Below are 20,760 nucleotides of genomic sequence, written 5' to 3' on the forward strand. Positions count from 1 at the left end.
AGGGAGGCTTGGGTAGGTGCTGCCATTAGAGGGAGATGACTCGATGGCGCTGCAGCAGGCGGAGGATCTCAGCTTCCAGTTGATCCAGCAGGCGCTGCGGATCGCCGATTTTCAAAAAGCTGCTGCCCTCCACCCCGAAGGGGAAGGATCCCTCGATGCCGTCCCGGGGCAGTTGCACCAGCAGCAGTTGCTCGGGGCGCTTCGCTTGCAGGGCATAGCCCAACTCCAGACAGACCTGGGGACTGGGCAAGGGGCGCCCTCGGCCATTCACCTGCACCGGGGTGACATCGGCCACCACCAGCAGCGCATGCTTGAGCTTGCGAATCAGCGCTGCGTCGATTAGAGGTGTCTCGCTGTCAGCGGGCGGGGATCCCTGCAGTTGCAGCGGCAGAACCGGCTGGTGATGGCGGTTAATGGTCTCCACCACCGCCTGCAACGCTTGGTGCAGCGTGGCGCTGGAGTCGGGATAATCCGCTTGGCCGCAGAAGTAGATGGCCGGCTCCGTCATGTTCAGGGTGGCCCGCTTGTTGAAGTAGATCTCGCGGCTGATCAGATCGAGGTTGGAGATGCTATAGGCACCGCTGCCCTCGATGTAAAACTCCACCAGCTCCCCTTCCAAGTAGCGTTGCCACCAGACAGAGGCCTTCACCTGCTCCACATCGTCGAGGAAATCGGCTCGCATCGCCGTTTTCAGCAGGCCAGTACGGCTTAGGCGCAAGTCAGGGGCTCGCTGTTGAACTTGGGAGGCAGACAACACCGAATCCAAATACCAGGCTTTCAAAACGATGATCGCCATCGGATCCCTCTGCGCTTAGCCTCAAAGGTACCTGATTTTGGCCGGGAGCGTTATCGCGGTATGGAAGTCAGCCCAGGTGCAGGGCCAGATCCAGCAGCCGGTGAGCCAGGGCCGGTTTGGTGGTCAACGGGAGCAGTTCCGGGCTGCCCTGCCGCGGGATCCAGTAGCCTTGGTTGTGGCTGCTGCCAAAGCCACTGTCCGGTTGGTCGATGGGGTTAGCCACAATGGCATCCAGCCCTTTCTGCTGCAGCTTCTCCTTGGCCGGGGGGAGGGGATCCCCACTTTGGGCGGCAAAGCCGATGAGGCGCTGGCCAGCACGTCTGTGGCGGGCCAAAGCTGCCACCAGGTCAGGGACGGGTTCTAAGGGCAGCATCTGGGGCAGTTCGCCTTTTGGCAGCTTCCCCGCGTAAACCTGGGCGGGGCGAACATCCCCCACAGCGGCAGCCATCCACAAGAGATCGGCCTGGGGAAACTCCGCCTGCAAAACTCTCTCCAGTTGGGCTGCCGTCTCCACCGGCACGGCCCGAATGGCGAAGGGTGCTGGATCAAAGGAGATCCCCAGCGGCCCATGCACCAGCGTGACGTTGGCCCCCCGGCAGGCGGCTGCCACCGCCAGCGCCACCCCCATCCGCCCACTGGCCGGGTTGCCGATAAAACGCACCGCGTCAATGGGCTCGCGCGTTCCCCCCGCCGTCACCAATAGCCGCTTACCCTGCCAGTCTTTTTTTCCCCCTGTCCAGAGCAGAGCCCGCACATACTCCTGCAGCGCCTCTGGCTCCAACATACGCCCTTCCCCCACCGCATCACAGGCCAGGCGGCCACTGGCAGTGGGCAAGGCCCAAAAGCGGGGATCCCGCTGCAGCCGCTGCCAATTCTCGGCCACTGCTTCAGCCTTCCACATGTGAGTATTCATGGCCGGTGCCAGGGCCACCGGACAGTGGCAAGCCAAAACCACATTGGTGAGCAAATTGTCCGCCAGCCCCTGGGCCACCTTGCCCAAGGTGTTGGCCGATAAGGGGGCAATGAGACAAGCTTCGGCCCATTCCCCCAGCTCGATGTGCAGCGGTCGTCCCCGCGTGGCTTGCCAAAACTCGGCATCTGTAAAAGCTGGCTGGCGAGACACGGTGGCAAATGTCAGCGGGGAGATAAACTGTTCTGCAGCTTTCGTCAAAACCACCCTCACCTCTGCCCCCTGCTGGGCCAGAGCAGATACCAAAGCCGCCGTTTTGTAGGCAGCAATTCCCCCACTCACCCCAACCAGCAGACGCCGCCCCGACCAGAAGGGATCCATACCAGAGAACACTCAAACAGCCTTGTTTCCAGTTTCCCTGCTTTTGCCTCCTACCAGTGACCCAACAGGAATCCCTCGCCCAAAGGTGCTAGCGCTCGGGCTGCAAAGCCCGCTGAGAACAGCACTTACGAGCCTATGGCTTGCCTGGGGAGAACCCCTCTTTGCGAAAGTCCGACCTCGACTCTACAGGTTCTGTTCCGCAGAGGGAATTCACTACCGCTGTTTTGCGCACTCGCCTCTTCAGATCCCATTCCGGTTGCCGAACTTATCCCCTCTAATAAGAAAGAGTTGAAGGCAACTCTATTGCAATCGCTATTTGTTTTTGGCTACACTAACTGTTGTCCTTGAACCATCTTGATATGACTACGACCGGTAAACCAAAACCACTCACTGGCCAAGAGCTCCTCGACAAGGTAACTTCGATGGGAAATGCGGATCGCAAGGAAAAAGCTCGCGCCTGTGGCTACGTCACCTATACCAAGAATGGTCAGGAGCGAGTGAATCTGATGCAGTTCAACAACGCCTTGCTGAAGGCAGTCGGTGTGGATCTCGATGCTAGTGATGAGAACGGTTCCCGCGGTCGGGCTCCGACTTACCGCGTTTCGGTTCACAAGAATGGCAACCTCCTCATCGGAGCTGCCTACACTAAGAAGATGGGCCTCAAGCCCGGGGATCAGTTCGAGATCAAGTTGGGCCACCACAACATCAAGCTAGAGCGCATCGACTGATTTCCTGTCGCCTGCCTTGTCGAGGTTCTCTCTGCTGATAACAGCGTTTCAGCTTGGGTAAAGCCCTCGATGGTTAGGGAAGGGCGAGATGCTTCTTTCCCTCCATCGTCACACTGCTTTTAGGCAGACAAGGGATCCTCGTATTCGTTGAGGATCCCTAGCTGTCTGTATCAATAGGTATCAATTGATGGCTAAAGCACAGAGGGCTTCGTTATTCTGACAAAAGTTAAAGTTCATGAGGGCGGCGGCAATGTACACTTCAACTGCACAGAACCTGGCTCGCCGCTGGCAAACTTGGGCGGGGCTGTTGTTGTTGGCAGCAATGTTCTTTATCAGCGGGTCTCATCCGCGGGTTTGGTCCCAGTCGAATGCGTCTTTACAGTGGGTCTCTTCTCAACCTGCCCCTGAACAGCAGGATGTTTTGATAGATGGAGTCATTCGGCTGCAATTCGATCGGCCGCTGGATCCCAATCTACAACGGCTGGCGGTTCAGTTGGAGCCGCCGGCAGCGGTTATTTTCGACGTGCAGGGAGACGAGTTGTTGCTTAAGCCTCGAGATCCCTTGCGCTTCAGCACCGACTACATCCTTACGATTGCCCCCCAAGAGGGGCTGCCGCTGGAGCAGGCTATCCAACTGCGCTTTCGCACCGAGCCGCAGTTTACCTACGAGCGGGACATCAAACCGCTGCTGGAGGCCAGTTGTGTCGGCTGTCACCAGCCGGCGGGGCGACAGCGCACCCAGTTGCTGGATAGCTACGAGGCGGTTCTGGCCTACGTCAAGCCAGGGGATCCCAAGAGCGAGTTGATCGATCCCCGCTGGACGCGCCGCCACGCCACCATTCTCAACGCCAACAATCCCAACCGCTCTCAGGCCCGCGGCGGATCCCCGGAGATCGCCTACATCCAGGCCCGCGGGCTGCCCCTCTCCCGTCTGGGCTTTTGGACGCCGGAGGAGGTGGAGATCGTCCGCACCTGGATCGTGCAGGATGGCGCCCCCCGCACCAGCGCCCGTGCCCAGAACTAGTCTCACCGCCATGACCGCTTCCCAACCTTTGGCCACGGTGATTCAGGGATCCCTGAGTCGGGGCTTGGAAGCTCGCCTCAACCCTGGCGTTTCGGTAGAAGACCTGCGGGTGGGCAAGTTTGTGGTCATTCAAGGGGAGCGCCACCGCTTCTTTGGCCTGCTCACCGACGTTACGTTAGCAACCAGCAACCCCCAGATCCTGGTCAACCCCCCCCGCCCGGAAGAGACCCTGCTGCAGGAGGTGCTGGCGGGTACCGGCACCTACGGGGTTATCGCCCTCACGCCAATGCTGATGTTGGTGCCGCGGCAGACGGAAGGGGAAAGGCTGTACCCCCTCATTGATCCCAACCGGCTAGAAGATGGCGGCCCAGCCCTTCCTGGTGCTGAGGCGATGGAGCTGCTGCCGGTGAAAACAGTGCCGGCCCACTTTTCCCAGGTGTACGAAGCGCGGGAGCTGGACTTTCGCACCGTCTTTGGCTGGGAAGAGGATCCAACTCGGCGCAACTTTGCCATCGGTCAGCCTCTGGACATGGCGGTGCCCATTTGTCTGGATTTGGATCGCTGGGTGGAGCGCAGCAACGGCATTTTCGGCAAGTCCGGCACCGGCAAATCCTTCCTGGCCCGCCTGCTCCTGGCGGGCATCATCCGCAAACGGGCGGCGGTGAACCTAATTTTTGATATGCACTCTGAGTATGGCTGGGAGGCGGCCAGCGAGGATAGGCAGGCCACCACTGTCAAGGGGCTGCGGCAGCTCTTCCCCGGCCAGGTACAAATCTATACCTTGGATCCCGATTCCACCCGGCGGCGAGGGGTGCGGGATGCCCGCGAACTGTTTATTGCCTACAACCAGATCGAGGTGGAAGATCTGGCCCTGTTGGCGGAGGAGCTCAACCTCTCCGAGGCCAGCCTGGAAAACGCCATTATCCTGCGCAACGAGTTTGGCCGCGACTGGATCAGCCGGCTCTTGAGCCTCTCCAACGCCGAGGTTCAAGAGTTTTGCGAACAGAAGATGGGCAACAAGGCCTCGATCCTGGCCCTGCAGCGCAAGCTGACCCGCCTCGACGACCTCAAGTACATCCGCAACAGCTTGCCCCACAACTACATTGGCGAGATCTTGGAGGCCCTCAGCCGCGGCATCCACGTGGTCATCGAGTTCGGATCCCAGTCCAACCTGCTCTCCTACATGTTGGCAGCCAACGTCATCACCCGCCGCATCCACCAGGCCTATGTGCAGCAGACAGAGCGGTACCTGCAGTCCAAAAATCCCCTCGACCGGCCCCGGCAACTGTGCATCACCATCGAGGAAGCGCACCGCTTTCTGGATCCGCGGGCGGCCAAGCAGACCATTTTCGGCACTATTGCCCGCGAGATGCGCAAGTACTTTGTGACACTGCTGGTGGTGGATCAGCGCCCTTCCAGTATCGACAGCGAGGTGATGTCGCAGTTGGGCACCCGCATCACGGCCCTCCTCAACGACGAGCAGGATATCGACGCTGTCTTTACTGGGGTAGCGGGCAGCCAGAACTTGAAAACGGTGCTGGCCAAGTTGGATTCCAAACAGCAGGCTCTGGTTCTCGGCCATGCCGTACCTATGCCGGTGGTGGTGCAAACCCGACCCTATGACGAAAAGTTCTACGCCCAGATCGCCGATCCCGACTGGTCCCAGGCCGCCGATGCGGAGGTGCTTTGGGCAGCTCAAAAGGCCAAGGAGGAACTGGGGCTGTAGGGAGAGCTTCCCCAGAGGCCAGTCATCAGGCGCAGCAAAAAGCGCCGCAGCGGTGGGAAGAGGATCATTCCTTGCAAGACCAAGCGCCGCAAGACCACTAGGGGCCAGTAGGAGTTGGAGAAAGTGCGGGTAAGTAAATCTGTGAAGAGTAGCACCAGCCAGTTTTCCCAGCGGCGCCGGCGGCCGTAGCGGCACAGGACTTTGACATCTCCCAGATCCTCGTGCCGTCTGTAAGCCTCCAGCAGTACCTGAGCCAAGGCAGCGGCATCGCGGATACCGAGGTTTAGCCCTTGGCCCGCCACGGGATGGCAGTGGTGAGCTGCATCCCCCACCAAGGCCAGGCGGTGCTGATAGTAGCGGCGGCTCTGGCGCAGACGGGCCGGGAAGACTTGGGGCGGGTTCAGCAAGGTAAGGCAGCCGCCCTGGACGCCGTAGTAGCGCTGCATCTCGGCCAAGAAGTCAGCCTGGGGGAGCGCCAGGGTAGCCTTGGCCTGCTCATGGGGCAGGATCCAGACCACTTGGCAGCGATTGCCGGGCAGGGGCAGGATGGCGAAGGGGCCAGCAGGCCAGAAGCGTTCGTAGGCAATGTTTTGGTGATCTTGGGCAGGGGCCACCAGGGCGGTGATACACGACTGCCAGTAGTCCCAGCCGTCGCTAGGGATCCCTGCCCCCTGGCGCACCTGGGAGCGCAGGCCGTCAGCAGCCACCACCAGGGAGGCGGCCAGCCGGCGTCGGCCTTGGGTCGTTTCCAGCTCCACCTCAGCCGCGGCCTTTCCATAAGTGACCCTCTCCACCCTGGCTTCGTAGTAGCAGGTGATCTGGGGATCCGCAGCCACCCGCTCCTGGAGCATCTGCTGCAGCCAGCCATGTTCACCACAGTAGAAAACTGCCGTTTCCCCCACATCCTCCGGCCTAAACGTCACCCGCTGGGGAGCGTTGGCGTCGGTCAGAATCACCTGGGCAAAGGGTGTGATGTGGGGAGCCAGCGCCTCCCACACCCCGATGGCCCGAAAGATGCGGATCGAGAGCGGCGAAAGGGCATAGGCCAAGGGGCGCTGCCTGACTGCCTCAGCCGACTGGGCCTCAATGAGGGCCAAGCGCAGGCCGGATCCCTGCAGGGCACAAGCTAGGGTTAAGCCCGCAATGCCGCCGCCAACGATGATCACGTCGTAGAGGGCGTCCAGAGTCTCCGGAGGGGGAGCAAGGAGCGTCATTGTCTTTTATTGGGTGCTGTAGCCAACTACTTCTGGGGAGGCGGAGTTTGCCGGCGTGGCGGCCCGCACCGCCCGGAACATGCCAAAGCGGCAGAGGCCAGTGCCGAAGGCCAGGCGCATGAGCAAGAAGGTGGGCACCTCCCGCAGCGACTTAATCAAGCCTACCAAGCCAAACTTCAGCAAGCCCTCGGGACGGACAATGCCCTGCCAGATGGAATCCAGCCAAGAAGGAAGGGTCTCTTGCGTCCAGTCGGCGGTTTCCACCTGCCCTTCCACCAGCCCGGTGGCTTGCAACTGTTCAGCAAACCCCTCGATGCTGGAAAAAGCGGGGTGCGACCACTGATCCAACAACTGCCGCATCACCAGCCGCTCCCAGAAGTTGAGGGGCTTTTGACGGTCGTCCCGCTGGTTCCAGTCCGCCACTACCAAGATGCCTCCCGGCTTGAGCACCCGCAGCATCTCGCTGGCGTAGCGGGCCTTGTCCGGCATGTGGGGCCCCGCTTCGATGGACCAGACCACATCAAAGCTGGCGTCGGGAAAGGGCAGATTGAGGGCATCCGCTACCTGAAACCGGACGGGGAGATCGGGGGGGGTGAGCTCTTGGGCCCGCTGCACCTGCTGCGGGCTGATGGTGATGCCGGTTACGACAAAGCCGTAGTCGCGGGCCAAGAGGCGACAACTACCGCCGATGCCGCAACCTACATCCAGCACCGTCGTCCCCGGTGGCAGCCGATCCAGCCCGCCCCAGCGCACCATCTCGTGGACAAAGTCGTACTTGGCTTGGATGAAGTTCTTCCGCCGCGGCGGGGATCCGTAGTGGCCGAGGTGAATGTGCTCGCCCCAGTAGAACTCCAGGATCCCATCGCGGGTCCACTCGTCGTAGGCGCGGGCTACCGATTCAGGAGATCGGTACTTGCGGGCGGTTAGCAGGTAGGCTGCCAGGCCCACGGCCAGCAGCAGGACTAGGCCCCAAAAAACCCAAAGTGTCGGATTCATCAGAATGATGTCAATATGGCTGGAGACGACGACGATTATCGTTCCTTCGGTGGCAAGGGGGCAAGCAAGGGATCCCTCCCTGGGTCTGTCGATCCAGCGGAGTGACGAGACAATTCCATCTTGCCCTATTGGCCAGCCGCCAGGCGGGCTGTCGTAGCCCCAAATGGTCGGTTGCCGGCGGAGGGAGCGTTGGCCTGAGGGATCTCGCCGGGGGCTAGGTGGCCTGGAGCTCCTCCCTTAGGCGCTGAGTGGCTGCCACCATGTTCCTCAGGGCAGGGATCACCTCCTCCCAGCGGCGGGTTTTTAGGCCGCAGTCGGGGTTGACCCAGGTTTGTTCTAGCGGCAAGTGGGCCACTCCCAGGCGCAGTTGCTGGAGAATCTGCTCGGTGTCGGGCACCGCCGGGCTGTGGACGTCGTAAACGCCGTTGCCCACCTGGTGGCGATAGCCCGCTTGGGCGATCTGCAGCAAGGTTTTGTTGCTGCTGCGGCTGTTTTCGATCGAGAGAACGTCGGCGTCCAGCCGCTCGATGTGCTCGATGATGTCCCCGAACTCCGAGTAGCACATGTGAGTGTGGATCTGGGTTTCGGGCTTGGCCCCAGCGGTAGCCAGTCGGAAGGCCTCCACCGCCCAGCTTAAGTACTCCGGCCAGCGCTCTTTTTTCAAGGGTAGACCCTCCCGCAGCGCTGGCTCGTCCACCTGTACCATTACGGCTCCGGCAGCTTCTAAGTCGGCCACCTCTGCCCGCAGGGCCAAGGCAATTTGCAAGGCTTGCTCGCGGCGGGAAAGGTCAACGCGGGGGAAGGACCAGTTGAGCATGGTTACCGGCCCGGTGAGCATCCCCTTAACCGGCTTTTGGGTTAGAGATTGGGCCACCTTAAACTCCCGCACCGTCATGGAGCAAGGGCGAGACACATCGCCATAGAGAATGGGGGGACGCACGCAGCGGCTGCCATAGCTCTGCACCCAGCCGTGCTCGGTAAAGGCAAAGCCCTGCAGTTGCTGGGCAAAGTATTCCACCATGTCGGTGCGCTCGAACTCGCCATGCACCAGCACATCCAGGCCAATTTCTTCTTGAATGCGGATGCACCTAGCAATTTCGGCGTCGATAGCGGCCTCGTATTCGGCCTGGGAGATCTCGCCCTTTTTGTACTTGACCCGCCACTGCCGGACTTCGGGGGTTTGGGGAAAAGAACCGATGGTGGTAGTGGGCAGCGGTGGCAGCTTGACCTGCCGGCCTATACGCTGCTCGTAGGGAAGGGAGCGCTGAAAGTCCTGCGCCGTCAGGTTGGCCAAGGCCTGGTGCACCGCAAGGTTGGGGGGATTGAAGTCCTGGAAGGCCTGCCACTGCTGTTCCAGCTTGTTCTGCTGGGCAGCGGTGTCTTCGCCGTTGAGGGTGCGAGCGAGCAGAACCACTTCGGCCAGCTTCTGCTCGGCAAAGCTGAGAACATTGCGCAAAGGCTCTGGCAGGTGGGTTTCCAGAGCAGCGTCGTGGGGCACAAACTGGAGCGAGCAAGAAGGCTGCACCCGCAGGTTGGGGGCTAGGGCTTGCAGCTCTTGCAGAGTGGCCAGAACGGCCTTGGGCTGGATCTGCCAGACGTTGCGCCCGTCCACTACCCCCGCCCCTAGGATCTTATCGGCGGGGAAGCCGTGGGCTCTGACCAGTTCCAGGTTGTGGCCGCGGGTGAAGTCGAGGCTGAGGCCGGCTAGCGGCAGCTCCACCACCCAGGGGTAAGTCTCCCCCAAGTCGTCAAAGTAGGTAACCAAGTGGACAGGGATCCCCAACCGAGCCAGCCGGCGGTAGGTCTGCTCCACCGCTTCCCGGAGACTGTCGCCTTCGCTCGTCACCAAGATGGGCTCATGGACTTGCACTTCCCGGATTCCCAGTCGCTGCAGCTCCTGCAGCAGCTCCTCGTAGAGAGGAAGCAGCTTCTCCAGATCTCCCCGCAACTCGCCAGAGCGCTGGCTTAGAGCAAGAAGGGTAACCGGACTGAGGAGGACAGGGCTGGTGCGGTTTCCTAGGATCCCTTGCGCCCGCCGCACTGTGGCCAGGAAGTCATCGAAATGGGCCTGAGGGATCGCGTCGGCCTCAATTTCCGGCACCAGGTAGTGGTAGTTGGTGTCGAACCACTTGGTCATTTCCAAGGCGGGCAGGCCCTCCCGTCCCCGCGCCATGGCAAAGTAGCGCTCCAGGCCTGATAAGCTCTGAAACCGGGAGGGAATCAGCCCCAGCCAGGTGGCCCAGTCCAAAACATGGTCGTAGAGGGTTTGATCTCCTACTGCAATGTGGTCGATGCCAGCCTGAAGCTGTACCCCCCAGACCTGTGCCTCCAGCTCCTGGAGCGTTGCTGACAAGGCCTCCGCCTCCAGGGTGCCGCTCCAAAAGGCTTCCAGCGCTTTCTTCAGCTCGCGGCGCTTGCCCATGCGGGCATAGCCGAGGGTTTGGGTTTCGATGGCCATAAGGTACTGTCTCCTGAACTGAATTCGGTAAATGGAGGTTGCCGCCAGTTGGCTTTGTACAGCCGGTTGTCATCCAACCTAGGCAGCAAGAAATGGCCGCCGACATGCCTATCGGTGGGATCCCGGCAGAAGGTTTTCTCTAGGCCAGGAAACCTGCTGGAGCTGTCAAGGCGTTCCTCAACCTATCGGCTGGCCCACTCGGCACAGGAGGGTGCTTAGAGGACTCTTTTGCGCAACCAAAGCAAGAAAACGTCCTCCAAGAGTTAGCCGCCCCTGAGCCAACTGCTTAGCTCTCTTGTCCGCGCTTTTGACTTAGTGCCTACGCTCCAAGAGCGTCGAAAATCCGTAAGCAGGCTGATGAAAAAACTTCGGGACGGGAACGGGCCAACGTCAAAATGGGAAGCATATCTGTACCTCGCAGATATGGTGAACTGGGGAAAAACCGCCGGCGGGCATTCTGACTTGCTCAGTTTTGGAGGGGCTGGCTTGCGTCGTCAAGGGCTTTTGCAACAACAACTAGGGATCCCCGATCCAAAACCGGCTCACAGCTGCGGGACAGCGGCAGATTCTCACTGCACTTTCCCCGTTGCCTCTGACGGCTGATCCCCGTCAGAACCGGCAGTAGACTACATCCTACCACCAGCTTGGAGGAGCTAGTAGCTACTCACTTAGACGGGACTGGGCGGATTTGAACCGCCGACCTAGCGCTTAGGAGGCGCTTGCTCTATCCATCTGAGCTACAGCCCCAGGCAAAGAGAGAATGGAGCAAGGGAAACTGGGCAACACCTACCGATCTTAGACCCCCCAACTTAGATTACCAGAAAGAGCCGTCTAGACCTTTGCCTGGAAGCCAGCCGCAGCCGTGGAGGGGATGTCAAGTCAAAGCCCTTTTGCGCTGTCGCGACAGCGCGGAGTCGGAAGTGAGGTGCCGGATTGGCGGCCAGTCTTCCAAGGTATTTTGATAAAGTATTCTGAATATTCTGGCTGGGAAATTAGCGTTGTCTCGGGGGCGCTTTGTCTGACAGTCTGCTGATCCGCAATGCGGAGCTATTGGTGCCGGAAGGGGATCCCTGGCCGGGAGATGTGCTGGTGCGGGAGGGGCGCATTGCCCAAATCGGCCAGAGTCTCTCGGCAAAAAGGGTGGCTAGGGTTATCGACGCGGAGGGCCATACCCTCATGCCGGGGGTGATCGACCCCCAGGTTCACTTTCGCGAGCCGGGCCGGGAGCACAAAGAAGACCTACAGACGGGATCCTGGGCCTGCGCTCGCGGTGGGGTAACCAGCTTTCTGGAGATGCCCAATACGGATCCGCTGACGATCGACCAGGCAACGCTGGATGACAAGTTGGCCCGGGCCGCCAGCAAGTGCGTGGTCAACTACGGCTTTTTCATCGGGGCCACCGCCGATAACCTCAAAGAGCTGCAAACAGTGCAAGGGGCTTGCGGCATCAAGATCTTCATGGGATCCATGCATGGCCCCTTGCTGGTGGATGACCAAGCGGCATTAGAGCGGATCTTTGCCGAGACGGATCCCAATTTTGTTATCGCCGTCCACGCTGAAGATCACTCGCGGATTCAAGCCCGGCGGGCCCTCTTTGCCGAACGTACAGATGTGGCGGTTCACTCCCTGATTCAGGATGAAGAGGCCGCGCTGATTGCCTCGCAACGGGCTTTGGACTTGGCCACCCGCTACCGCCACCGCCTGCACATTTTGCACCTCTCCACCGGCCTGGAGGTGGAGCTGCTGCGCCAGCACAAACCCGCCTGGGTTAGCGCCGAGGTCACCCCTCAGCACCTGCTGCTCAGCACCGCCGACTACGCCCGCCTGGGATCCCTCGTCCAGATGAACCCGCCGCTGCGGGATCCGGCTAACCTGAACCAGCTCTGGCAGGGGCTACACGACGGCATCCTTGATTGCATCGCCACCGACCATGCCCCCCACACCCTGGCCGAAAAGGCCCAGCCCTACCCCCACTCCCCCTCTGGCATGCCCGGTGTGGAGACGGCCTTGCCCCTGATGCTGACCGCAGCCCAGCAGGGCCGCTGTACCCTGCGCCAGGTGGTGCAGTGGATGTGCGAGGCGCCGGCCCGCCTCTACGGGATCCCCAACAAGGGGCGGCTGCAGGTGGGCTACGATGCCGATCTAGTATTGGTGGATCGCCACACGCCTCAGCCGGTGCGCCGGGAAGAGCTGCTCACCAAATGCGGCTGGAGCCCGTTTGAGGGCTGGGAACTGGTGGGCTGGCCGCTGCTCACAATTGTGGGCGGGCAGATCGCCTTTCAAAACGGTCAGGTGGATCCCTCGGTGCGCGGCCAGGCGCTAACCTTTCGGCGCTAGGGGGATCCCCTTCGAGGTTGCACCTGTTCAAACCTTTCAAGATGGCGGTTGAACACTGAGCTGCTTCGGCTTCTCCCTGCCTAGGCAAGAGGAGCAGAGCTCCAGATCCCATCTCAGTTTATAGTCTTATAGTCATTTCAAATAGCAATGAAACGGTTCGTTACGTCGTTATTGCTACGCAACGCTGTCGCGAACGCGCCGCTCTAACTCCCCTCTCCCTCTGGGAGAGGGGCCGGGGGTGAGGGCTGGGAGAGGGGCTGGGGGCGAGGATAGTGGCGAGGAATGCTTGGGGAGTGTCTTACGCCCTTTCAGTAAGCTGTGCTACTTTGAAAGCGATAATCGATGATAATCAAGTTGGAAAACACCTAAGGAGCGGCCATGAAAGTTGCCTACGTCTTCATCACTCCTCGCGGCGGCACCTACAAGCTGGGCCAGATGATCCTGCCGCAGCTAGAAGCGGGGGTACACGGCGCGGAAGTGGTGGGCATGTTCTTTTTTGACGACAACTGCTTTGTCTTGCGGCAGGGGGATCCCATTGGCGAGCGCCTGGCCAAGATTGCCGAAGCGCAAAAGATTTTGCTGATGATGTGTGACCTGTGCGCCCTGGAGCGCAACCTGGCGGAAGGGGAACCCAAGTGGTGCGACTCAAAGGGCCAGGGGCGCAAGGAGCCGGGCTATTGCGTTCCCAAGAATGTGGTCAAAGGCGTACAGGTGGGCTGCTTCCCCGACCTCTACGCGGCCTTAAAAGACAACCCACCTGACCAGGTAATTAGCCTCTAACCAACTTAGCTGACGGCTACGGCAGCAGGCGGCTCTTGGCTGGGCTGAGAGCCAATCTTGCGGAAGACCAGCCGCTCGTTGGCCACATCCACCAGGATGCGGTCGCCGGGCAGGAACTCGTTTTCCAGCAGCTTGGTGGCGAGGGGGTTTTCGATCTCCCGCTGGATGACCCGCTTGAGGGGTCGGGCCCCAAACACGGGATCGTAGCCCAGCTCGGCCAGGTAGTCCTTGGCCTCTTCGGTGAGGACAATCTCAATCTGCTGATCCGCCAGCAACTGCTCCACCCGCCGCATCTGCAGGCTGACGATCTGGCGAATCTGCGCTTTGGTGAGGGCGTGGAAGATGATGAGTTCATCCACGCGGTTGAGGAACTCCGGCCGGAAGTGGTGCCGCAGCATGGCCAGCACCTGAGTTTTCATCTCCTCGTAGCGGCTCTCATCGCCCCCGATTTCCAGAATCAGCTCGCTGCCGATGTTGCTGGTCATGATGATGATGGTGTTCTTGAAGTCCACCGTCCGCCCCTGGGAGTCGGTGATGCGGCCATCGTCCAGCACCTGCAGCAGGATGTTGAAGACATCGGGGTGAGCTTTCTCCACCTCGTCAAAGAGCACCACCGAGTAGGGACGGCGCCGCACCGCTTCCGAGAGCTGCCCCCCTTCTTCGTAGCCCACATAGCCCGGCGGAGCCCCAATCAAGCGGGAGACAGAGTGCTTCTCCATGTACTCGGACATGTCGATGCGCACCATCGCCTCGGAGGTATCGAAGAGGAACTCCGCCAAGGCGCGAGCCAGCTCGGTCTTCCCGACGCCGGTGGGCCCCATGAACAGGAACGAGCCGATGGGTCGGTTGGGATCCTTGAGGCCGGCCCGGGCCCGCCGAATGGCAGCGGCTACGGCGGCTACCGCTTCGTCCTGGCCCACCACCCGCTGGTGCAAGTGGGCTTCCAGGCGCAGCAGCTTTTGCTTTTCCGACTCCATCAAGCTGGTGACCGGGATCCCGGTCCAGCGGGAGACGATCTCGGCAATGTCTTCGGGCGTCACCTGCTCCCGCAGCAAGGGCTCACCGTTGGCCTGCAGCTTGGCCAGGTGGGCCTCCTGCTCTTGGATCTGCCGCTCCAGCTCCATCAGCTTGCCGTACTTGAGCTCGGCAGCGCGGTTGAGGTCATATTTTTGTTCTGCCTGTTCAATCTGCAGCTTGACGGCATCCCGCTCAGCTTTGAGGCTTTGCAGCCGCTCGATGGCGTCTTTTTCCATCTGCCAACGGGCACTCAGCTCCCGCTGCCGCTCCATCAGGTTGGCCAGCTCCTGCTCAATTTTGCCCAGGCGCTCCTTGGAGGCGGGGTCGTCTTCCTTCTTAAGGGAGAGCTCCTCCATCTGCAGTTGCATGATGCGCCGGTCAATCTCGTCCAGCTCAACGGGCTTGGAGGTAATCTCCATCTTGAGCTTGGCCGCCGCTTCATCCACCAGGTCGATGGCCTTGTCAGGCAAAAAGCGCTCGGAGATGTAGCGGTTGGAGAGAACGGCTGCCGCCACCAAGGCCGAGTCGCTGATCTTGACCCCGTGGTGCAGCTCGTAGCGCTCTTTGAGGCCGCGCAGGATGGAGATGGTGTCTTCTACGGAGGGCTGATCCACATACACCGGCTGGAAGCGGCGCTCCAGGGCGGCGTCTTTTTCGATGTGTTTGCGGTACTCATCCAGGGTGGTGGCGCCAATGCAGCGCAATTCGCCCCGGGCCAGCATCGGCTTGAGCAGGTTGCCGGCATCCATCGCCCCCTCGGCAGCCCCCGCCCCGACCACGGTGTGCAGCTCGTCAATGAAGAGGATGATCTGCCCTTCTGATTCGGTAACCTCCTTGAGCACAGCTTTGAGGCGGTCTTCAAATTCACCGCGGTACTTGGCGCCGGCAATCAAGGCGCCCATGTCCAGGGCGATCACCCGCCGGTTTTTCAACGACTCCGGCACATCTCCCCGGTTGATGCGTTGAGCGAGACCTTCGACAATGGCGGTTTTCCCCACGCCGGGTTCGCCGATGAGCACCGGGTTGTTTTTGGTGCGGCGGGAGAGCACCTGAACGACGCGGCGGATCTCGTCGTCCCGCCCGATCACCGGATCCAGCTTCCCTTCGCGGGCGGCCTTGGTCAAGTCGCGGCCATAGCGCTCCAGGGCCTCGTAGCGGGACTCAGGGTTTTTGTCGGTAACCCGCTGTTTGCCCCGCACTTGTTGGATAACGGGTTTGAGGCGCTCGACGGTCAAACCTAGGGGTGCTAGAACCCGCTTGCCCACCCGCTCATCGTCCAGGGATCCCAAAAGCAAGTGCTCTACCGAAATGAAGTCGTCTTCGTATTCTTTGCGAAACTCTTCAGCCCGATCCAGCGTGGTCTCCAGGCCGCGGCCCAGGTAGAGCTGATCCACCCGCGCCAGCTTGGGCTGCTGGTTGATAAAGCTCTCCACTCTATCCCGCACCAGCCTTGGATCGATGCCGGCCCGCTGCAAAATGGTCTGGGTAAGCCCTCCCTCCTGATCCAGAAGGGAGATCAGCAGGTGCTCGGTTTCCAACTGTTGCTGCTGGTGCCGCCGAGCTACATCTTGGGATTGGACAATGGCGCTCCAGGCTTTCTCGGTAAATTGGTTGGGATTGGTGGGCTGCATAGAAGTTCGACAGGTTTTTTACTACAGTGTATAGGAAGACAGCAGGGGAAGCGGACATCTCAGCCCCCGCTTGGGAAAAGGGATCCCGATAATTCAGGTATCGCCCATTTTGGCCGCGCCAGAGTTCGCAACAACCGCCCCCTTTGCCCTCGATCGATGGAGGGATCCCCGCCTTATTCCTCCTCCTCATAGGGCCGCCCTTCGCCTACCACTGTCAGGTCAATTTGCTGACGGTAGTAATCCACGTTCTTTATCTGCACCTCCACCCGATCCCCCAGGCGGAACTGGCGCCGGGTTTTTCGCCCCACCAGGGCTTGTTTGCGGTACTCGTACCAATCGTTTTTCAGGGTGCTCACCCGCACCAAACCTTCCGCCAAGATGGGATCCACCTGCACAAAAAAGCCGTAGTTCTGGACGCTGACAATCAGGCCGGGGAAGGTCTCCCCCAGGTGTTTCTGCATGAACTCGCACCGCTTCAAGCCCATCAGCTCCCGCTCTGCCTGTTGATGGAGCTGATATCCCGCCTGGATTTTGGGCAGTTGCGCTTGGAGAAAGGCCTGCCACTCCTCATGCACTTTTGGCGGCAGCACCTGCCAATCAATTTGGTCGTAGCCGCCGGGGCCGTGCAGATCCACCACGGTTTTGGAGCGCGGGCTGCGGCGATCCCGTCCTTTGCTCAAGGCCAGGTGCAGAGCACGCAAATTCAGCAAGTCGGCATAGCGGCGCAAAGGGGCAGTAAAAGAGGCGTAGGGCTCTTTGAGGCCAAGGCCAAAATGTCCGAGGGGCTCCTGTAAAGGCTGCAGGCAATACTCGACGGGGGGCAGAGTAGCCAACAACTGGGCCACCAAGGCTGGGCTAGTCCCTGCGGCCAACACATCGGGGGCGGTGATGCGGGCACAGATCCGCTGCCAATCGGCCAGCGTTACGGTCTCCGGCTCCTGCAAGTTCAGATCCAGCTTCATGGCGTTGGCCAGGCGCAGGAAGTTCTGCAGGGCCTCAGCGGTGGGGGGCTTCTGCACGCGAGCCAAAGAAGGGATCCCCAATTGGCGCAGGTGGTGGCCCAGGGTTTGGTTGGCCAGCAGCAGCACCTCGGTCATGAGGGCGTGGGCGCCGAGGCGATCGCTGATCAAAAGGGGGCCGTAGCCGCTCTCGTCAGCGGAGTGGGGGGTGAGCAAATCCAACAGAGGCAGGTCAAAGCCGCCCGCTTGGTGACGTTTGACCCGCAGGATTTGGCTGAGGCGGAGCAGGTTTTGCAGCAGGGCCATCAATTCTGGCACCTCCTCCTCAGGGCCCAGATCTGCAGCGGTGGCCAAGAGGGCCTGCACCTGGCCATAGGAGAGGTGAGCCCGCGACTGCACCAGGCTGGGATGGATCTCGAAGCTTTGTACCACCCCGTCTGAGTCGATGGTTAACAGCAACGAATAGGCCAAGCGCTCCTGCTGCGGCAACAGAGCCAGGCGGCTGTGCACTTCCGGCGGAAAAAGGGGCAGCACCACGCTATCCAGGTAAACCGTGGCGGTGCGCCGCTGCGCCTCCTGCTCCAGCGGGTGATCCGGATCCAGCCAGTGGGCTACGTCGGCAATGTGCACCCCCAGTAGCCAGTGGCCCTCTTCTTGCCGCTGCAGGGAGACAGCCACGTTGGGCTCGAGGCCGTGGGGGTGCTGCAAGTCCAGCGGCTCCAGTGTGATGCAAAACCAATCCCGCAGATCGCGACGGCCCTTTTGGTCGGAGCGGCTCAGCTTTTTGGGCAGGGCGGCTGCAGCTTCTAGCACCGCCGGGGGAAACTCCTGGGGCAGGTCGTACTTGCAACAGACCAGATCTGCATCGATGGACGCCTCCGGGCCATTGCCCAAGATCTTGCGAATCGTGCCCACGGGGGGCAGGTTGCCCAGCGGGTAGCGCTCCACTTCCACATAGGCCACCCGACCTTCCGCCAGCTCGGCAGGGGAGCCCTCCGTCAAGGCCAGCTCGAACAGCAGCCGGTCGTCCAGAGGCACCACCCGGAAACCTTCTTCCGTCTGTTTGAGGCGGCCCACCAGGGTGGGATTGGCCCGTTCCACAACAGCCACCACCTCTCCCTCTGGGCTGCGGCGGCGATTGCCTTCTTTGGTAATCCGGGCTATCACTTGGTCGCCGTTCCAAGCGCCGCTGAGGTTGCTGCCGTGGATGTACACATCCTCTGCCCCCGGTTCATCCCGAACGGCAAAGCAAAAACCCTTGCTGGAACAGCGCAAACGCCCCACCACCAAGGATTCATCCGGCTTACGCCGATAGCGAGGCGGATCCCCTGTGCATTCGAGAAATCCCGCCCGCACCAGACCATCGAGGGCAATCTCAAGCATTTCCTGCGCTTCTGGGTCTGAGGCTGGCAGGAGGGCAAGCAGCACGTCTTTATCGATCCATTGCTCGGCAGGTTGAGAGAAAAAGTGATGAAAAATCCGAGAGAAATCCATTGCGGGTATCGGCAAAAAGGGAAAGAAGCAGGGGGAATGGGAGCCGCGATCGAGGGGCAGGCGCAGCCACTTGGGTTAGTCGCGGTGGCCGGTGACGATAAAGGCTACCCGCTGACCGATATTGGTGCAGTGGTCGGCCAAACGCTCCAGGTAGCGGATCGCCAGCAACATCAACAGGATAGGCTCGATCGATCCCCTGATGTCCGACTGTTGCGCCAACGTATTGTAAAGGTTGGTGTAGTCTTCATCAACGGCGTCGTCTTCCCGCTTCAGTTGTCGGCCCAGCTCGGCATCCAACTCCGTCAGGGCCGCCAGGCTATGGCTGAGCATTTTCTGGCAGCGCTGCATCATCACGCGAATGTGCCTCAGCTCCGGCGGCGGCGGGTAGAAAGCCAAACGCAAGGCCACTTCGGCCAAGTCTTTGGCGTAGTCGCCAATCCGCTCCAGATCCCGCACCAGTTGCATCAGGGCGCTGATCCAGCGCAGATCTTGTGCCACCGGCGAGCGCAAGGCGATCAAGCTAATACAATCTTTCTCGATTTGACGATAAAAACGGTCAATTTGCTTGTCTTGGGAGATGGCCTGTTCGGCAGCGGCCAAGTTCTGCTCAAACAGAGCCTGCTGAGCCAAGACCAGCGATTTTTCCGCCAGCGCCCCCATGCGCAGCACGTCCTGCTGAATCCGCTTGATCTGAAGTTGCAGCTCAGCTTGCCCCATGGCTTTTTCCCCATGGATGTAGGTGGGAGGGAGTGGCTGCCCCCATTAGCGGCTCGCAAAGACAGTCAATTGCACCGGTAGATCTCAATCATGGCAAACTTCTCTCGAATCAAGAGAAAAAAACAGGATGGGGATCGAGGGAGCGGCCAATTTGGGAGAGGATCATAAGGAGGGGGTGCGGGCAGGTGGGGTGTTGTGAGGTTGTCTCCGTGTGGAGGGGTAGGGCTGTGCTGTTGTTCTCGACTGAGAAACTCCGATGACTCGTCCCCCCATTGTCGTGCTGGATGATGATCCCACCGGATCCCAGACCGTGCACAGTTGCCTGCTGCTGACCCGCTGGGATGTGGAAACACTCAAGCTGGGCCTGCAGGATGGCTCGCCAATTCGCTTCATTCTCACCAACACGCGCTCTCTGCCGCCGGCCAAGGCTGCCGAGGTGACGCGGTCGGTCTGCCGGGCCCTCAAGCAGGCCATGGGGGAGCTGGGGTGGGAGCGGGCCCTCTTTGTCAGCCGCTCCGACTCGACGCTGCGCGGGCACTACCCCTTGGAAACCGATGTCATGGCGGCGGAGCTGGGGCCTTTTGATGCCCATTTTCTGGTGCCGGCTTTTTTTGAGGGAGGGCGCATCACCCGCGACAGCGTCCACTACCTGCGGGTGGAGGGCCGCTGGGTGCCCGTGCATGAAACGGAGTTTGCCCGCGATGCGGTGTTCGGCTACCACCACAGCTATTTGCCCGACTATGTGCAGGAGAAAACCCAGGGGCGAATTCGGGCTGAGCAGGTGGTGCGATTGACGCTGGAGCAGATCCGCGCCGGCTGTCTGGAGCAGCTTTTGGGTCTAGAGGGGAATGTCTGCTGTGTGGTGGATGGAGAAACCCAAGCGGATCTGGACCGTTTTGCCCAAGACGTTTGGGCGGCTCTGGAGCAGGGGAAGCGCTTTTTGTTCCGCAGTGCCGCTAGCCTCTTGACGGCTCTAGCCCAGTTGCCGCCGCAGCCGGTTCCGCCAGAGCAAATGGGGCAGTTTGTCCGCTCCGACCGGCCAGGGGTGGTGATCGTGGGATCCCATGTGCAAAAGTCCAGCCAGCAGTTGGCCCGCCTGTTGCAGGAGCCAGGGATCCAGGGCATCGAGGTGGAGGTAAAGCGCCTGTTGGAACCGGGGCGGGAAGCGGAGCTGCTGCCGGCCCTCTTGAGCCAAGTCCAGCGCGCCTACGAGCAGGGCCTGACGCCGGTGGTCTACACCAGCCGAGAAGAAGTGAGGTTCGACGGTGCCACCCCAGAGGCTCGCCTGGCCTTTGGGCAGAGGGTTTCTCGTTTGTTGATGGCCATTGTGCAGGGGCTGCCGGAGGGGATGGGCTACCTGGTCAGCAAGGGCGGCATCACCTCCAACGACACCCTCAGCCTCGGCCTCAATCTGCCGGCCGTGCGGCTGCTGGGGCAGATCTACCCAGGGATCTCCATGGTGCTCACGCCGGCGGATCACCCCCGCTTTCCCAACTTGCCGGTGGTGCTGTTTCCGGGCAATGTGGGCGAGGTGGATACGTTGGCTTTGATCCACCGTCGCCTCCACAGCCGCGGGCTGGTCTAGCCTGGAG

General features: G+C 60.9%; 14 protein-coding genes, 1 tRNA gene and 1 riboswitch. Of the genes, 6 read left to right on the top strand and 9 right to left on the bottom strand.

What is annotated here, in order from left to right; translation table 11 throughout:
• Positions 1-25: 25 nt before the first annotated feature.
• The gene (locus tag NW852_RS02770; protein WP_414364075.1) at positions 26-796 is read right to left on the bottom strand and encodes a hypothetical protein; all 771 of its coding nucleotides are present in this window, start codon (positions 794-796) and stop codon (positions 26-28) included.
• 67 nt (positions 797-863) lie between these two features.
• Entirely contained in the window at positions 864-2,087 is a 1,224-nt protein-coding gene (coaBC, locus tag NW852_RS02775; protein ID WP_414372000.1) for a bifunctional phosphopantothenoylcysteine decarboxylase/phosphopantothenate--cysteine ligase CoaBC, read from the bottom strand.
• 359 nt (positions 2,088-2,446) lie between these two features.
• Here coaBC and NW852_RS02780 point away from each other — a divergent pair, with 359 nt between their 5' ends.
• The 3 genes from NW852_RS02780 to NW852_RS02790 all read left to right on the top strand — a co-directional run bounded on the left by NW852_RS02780 (position 2,447) and on the right by NW852_RS02790 (position 5,565).
• Positions 2,447-2,815 (top strand): AbrB family transcriptional regulator, encoded by a 369-nt coding sequence (locus NW852_RS02780; RefSeq protein ID WP_011429082.1) that lies wholly within the window; start codon positions 2,447-2,449, stop codon positions 2,813-2,815.
• Between the two features lie 250 nt (positions 2,816-3,065).
• Entirely contained in the window at positions 3,066-3,839 is a 774-nt protein-coding gene (locus NW852_RS02785; protein WP_414371914.1) for an Ig-like domain-containing protein, read from the top strand.
• A 10-nt stretch (positions 3,840-3,849) separates the two neighbouring features.
• Positions 3,850-5,565 carry a helicase HerA domain-containing protein gene (locus NW852_RS02790; protein WP_414372002.1) on the top strand — a complete coding sequence of 572 codons (1,716 nt, stop codon included), beginning with the start codon at positions 3,850-3,852 and terminating at the stop codon, positions 5,563-5,565.
• Here the strand turns inward: NW852_RS02790 and NW852_RS02795 are convergent.
• The 4 genes from NW852_RS02795 to NW852_RS02810 all read right to left on the bottom strand — a co-directional run bounded on the left by NW852_RS02795 (position 5,535) and on the right by NW852_RS02810 (position 10,980).
• Positions 5,535-6,779: an FAD-dependent hydroxylase gene (locus tag NW852_RS02795; protein ID WP_414364073.1), complete on the bottom strand. Its 1,245-nt coding sequence runs from the start codon at positions 6,777-6,779 to the stop codon at positions 5,535-5,537. The genes NW852_RS02790 and NW852_RS02795 overlap by 31 nt on opposite strands.
• A 6-nt stretch (positions 6,780-6,785) precedes the next feature.
• The gene (locus NW852_RS02800; protein ID WP_414371916.1) at positions 6,786-7,775 is read right to left on the bottom strand and encodes a methyltransferase domain-containing protein; all 990 of its coding nucleotides are present in this window, start codon (positions 7,773-7,775) and stop codon (positions 6,786-6,788) included.
• Positions 7,776-7,989: 214 nt separating this feature from the next.
• Positions 7,990-10,233: a 5-methyltetrahydropteroyltriglutamate--homocysteine S-methyltransferase gene (gene metE / locus NW852_RS02805; RefSeq protein WP_414371918.1), complete on the bottom strand. Its 2,244-nt coding sequence runs from the start codon at positions 10,231-10,233 to the stop codon at positions 7,990-7,992.
• A gap of 429 nt (positions 10,234-10,662) precedes the next feature.
• Positions 10,663-10,868, bottom strand: a riboswitch (cobalamin riboswitch).
• Between the two features lie 38 nt (positions 10,869-10,906).
• Positions 10,907-10,980 (bottom strand) — tRNA-Arg (locus tag NW852_RS02810).
• Positions 10,981-11,247: 267 nt separating this feature from the next.
• Here NW852_RS02810 and NW852_RS02815 point away from each other — a divergent pair.
• A complete protein-coding gene (locus NW852_RS02815; protein WP_414426442.1) occupies positions 11,248-12,570 on the top strand; it encodes a dihydroorotase in 1,323 nt (440 codons plus the stop codon).
• Positions 12,571-12,948: 378 nt separating this feature from the next.
• Positions 12,949-13,350: a SaoD/DsrE family protein gene (locus NW852_RS02820; protein WP_414364069.1), complete on the top strand. Its 402-nt coding sequence runs from the start codon at positions 12,949-12,951 to the stop codon at positions 13,348-13,350.
• Positions 13,351-13,355: 5 nt separating this feature from the next.
• Here the strand turns inward: NW852_RS02820 and clpB are convergent, their stop codons facing one another.
• From clpB to phoU, 3 genes are all read right to left on the bottom strand, one after another.
• The gene (gene clpB, locus NW852_RS02825) at positions 13,356-15,998 is read right to left on the bottom strand and encodes an ATP-dependent chaperone ClpB (protein WP_414364068.1); all 2,643 of its coding nucleotides are present in this window, start codon (positions 15,996-15,998) and stop codon (positions 13,356-13,358) included.
• 173 nt (positions 15,999-16,171) lie between these two features.
• Positions 16,172-18,385, bottom strand: coding sequence for a ribonuclease R family protein (locus NW852_RS02830; protein ID WP_414364067.1), 2,214 nt, complete (start codon positions 18,383-18,385; stop codon positions 16,172-16,174).
• 141 nt (positions 18,386-18,526) lie between these two features.
• On the bottom strand, positions 18,527-19,168 hold the full coding sequence (gene phoU / locus NW852_RS02835; protein ID WP_414371922.1) for a phosphate signaling complex protein PhoU: 642 nt from the start codon (positions 19,166-19,168) through the stop codon (positions 18,527-18,529).
• 256 nt (positions 19,169-19,424) lie between these two features.
• Between phoU and NW852_RS02840 the strand changes: the two genes are divergently transcribed.
• Complete coding sequence (locus tag NW852_RS02840; protein WP_414426443.1) at positions 19,425-20,753, top strand: four-carbon acid sugar kinase family protein; 1,329 nt, start codon at positions 19,425-19,427, stop codon at positions 20,751-20,753.
• Positions 20,754-20,760 lie beyond the last annotated feature (7 nt).

This window comes from Synechococcus sp. H60.1 (assembly GCF_047462335.1).
Taxonomy (GTDB): domain Bacteria; phylum Cyanobacteriota; class Cyanobacteriia; order Thermostichales; family Thermostichaceae; genus Thermostichus.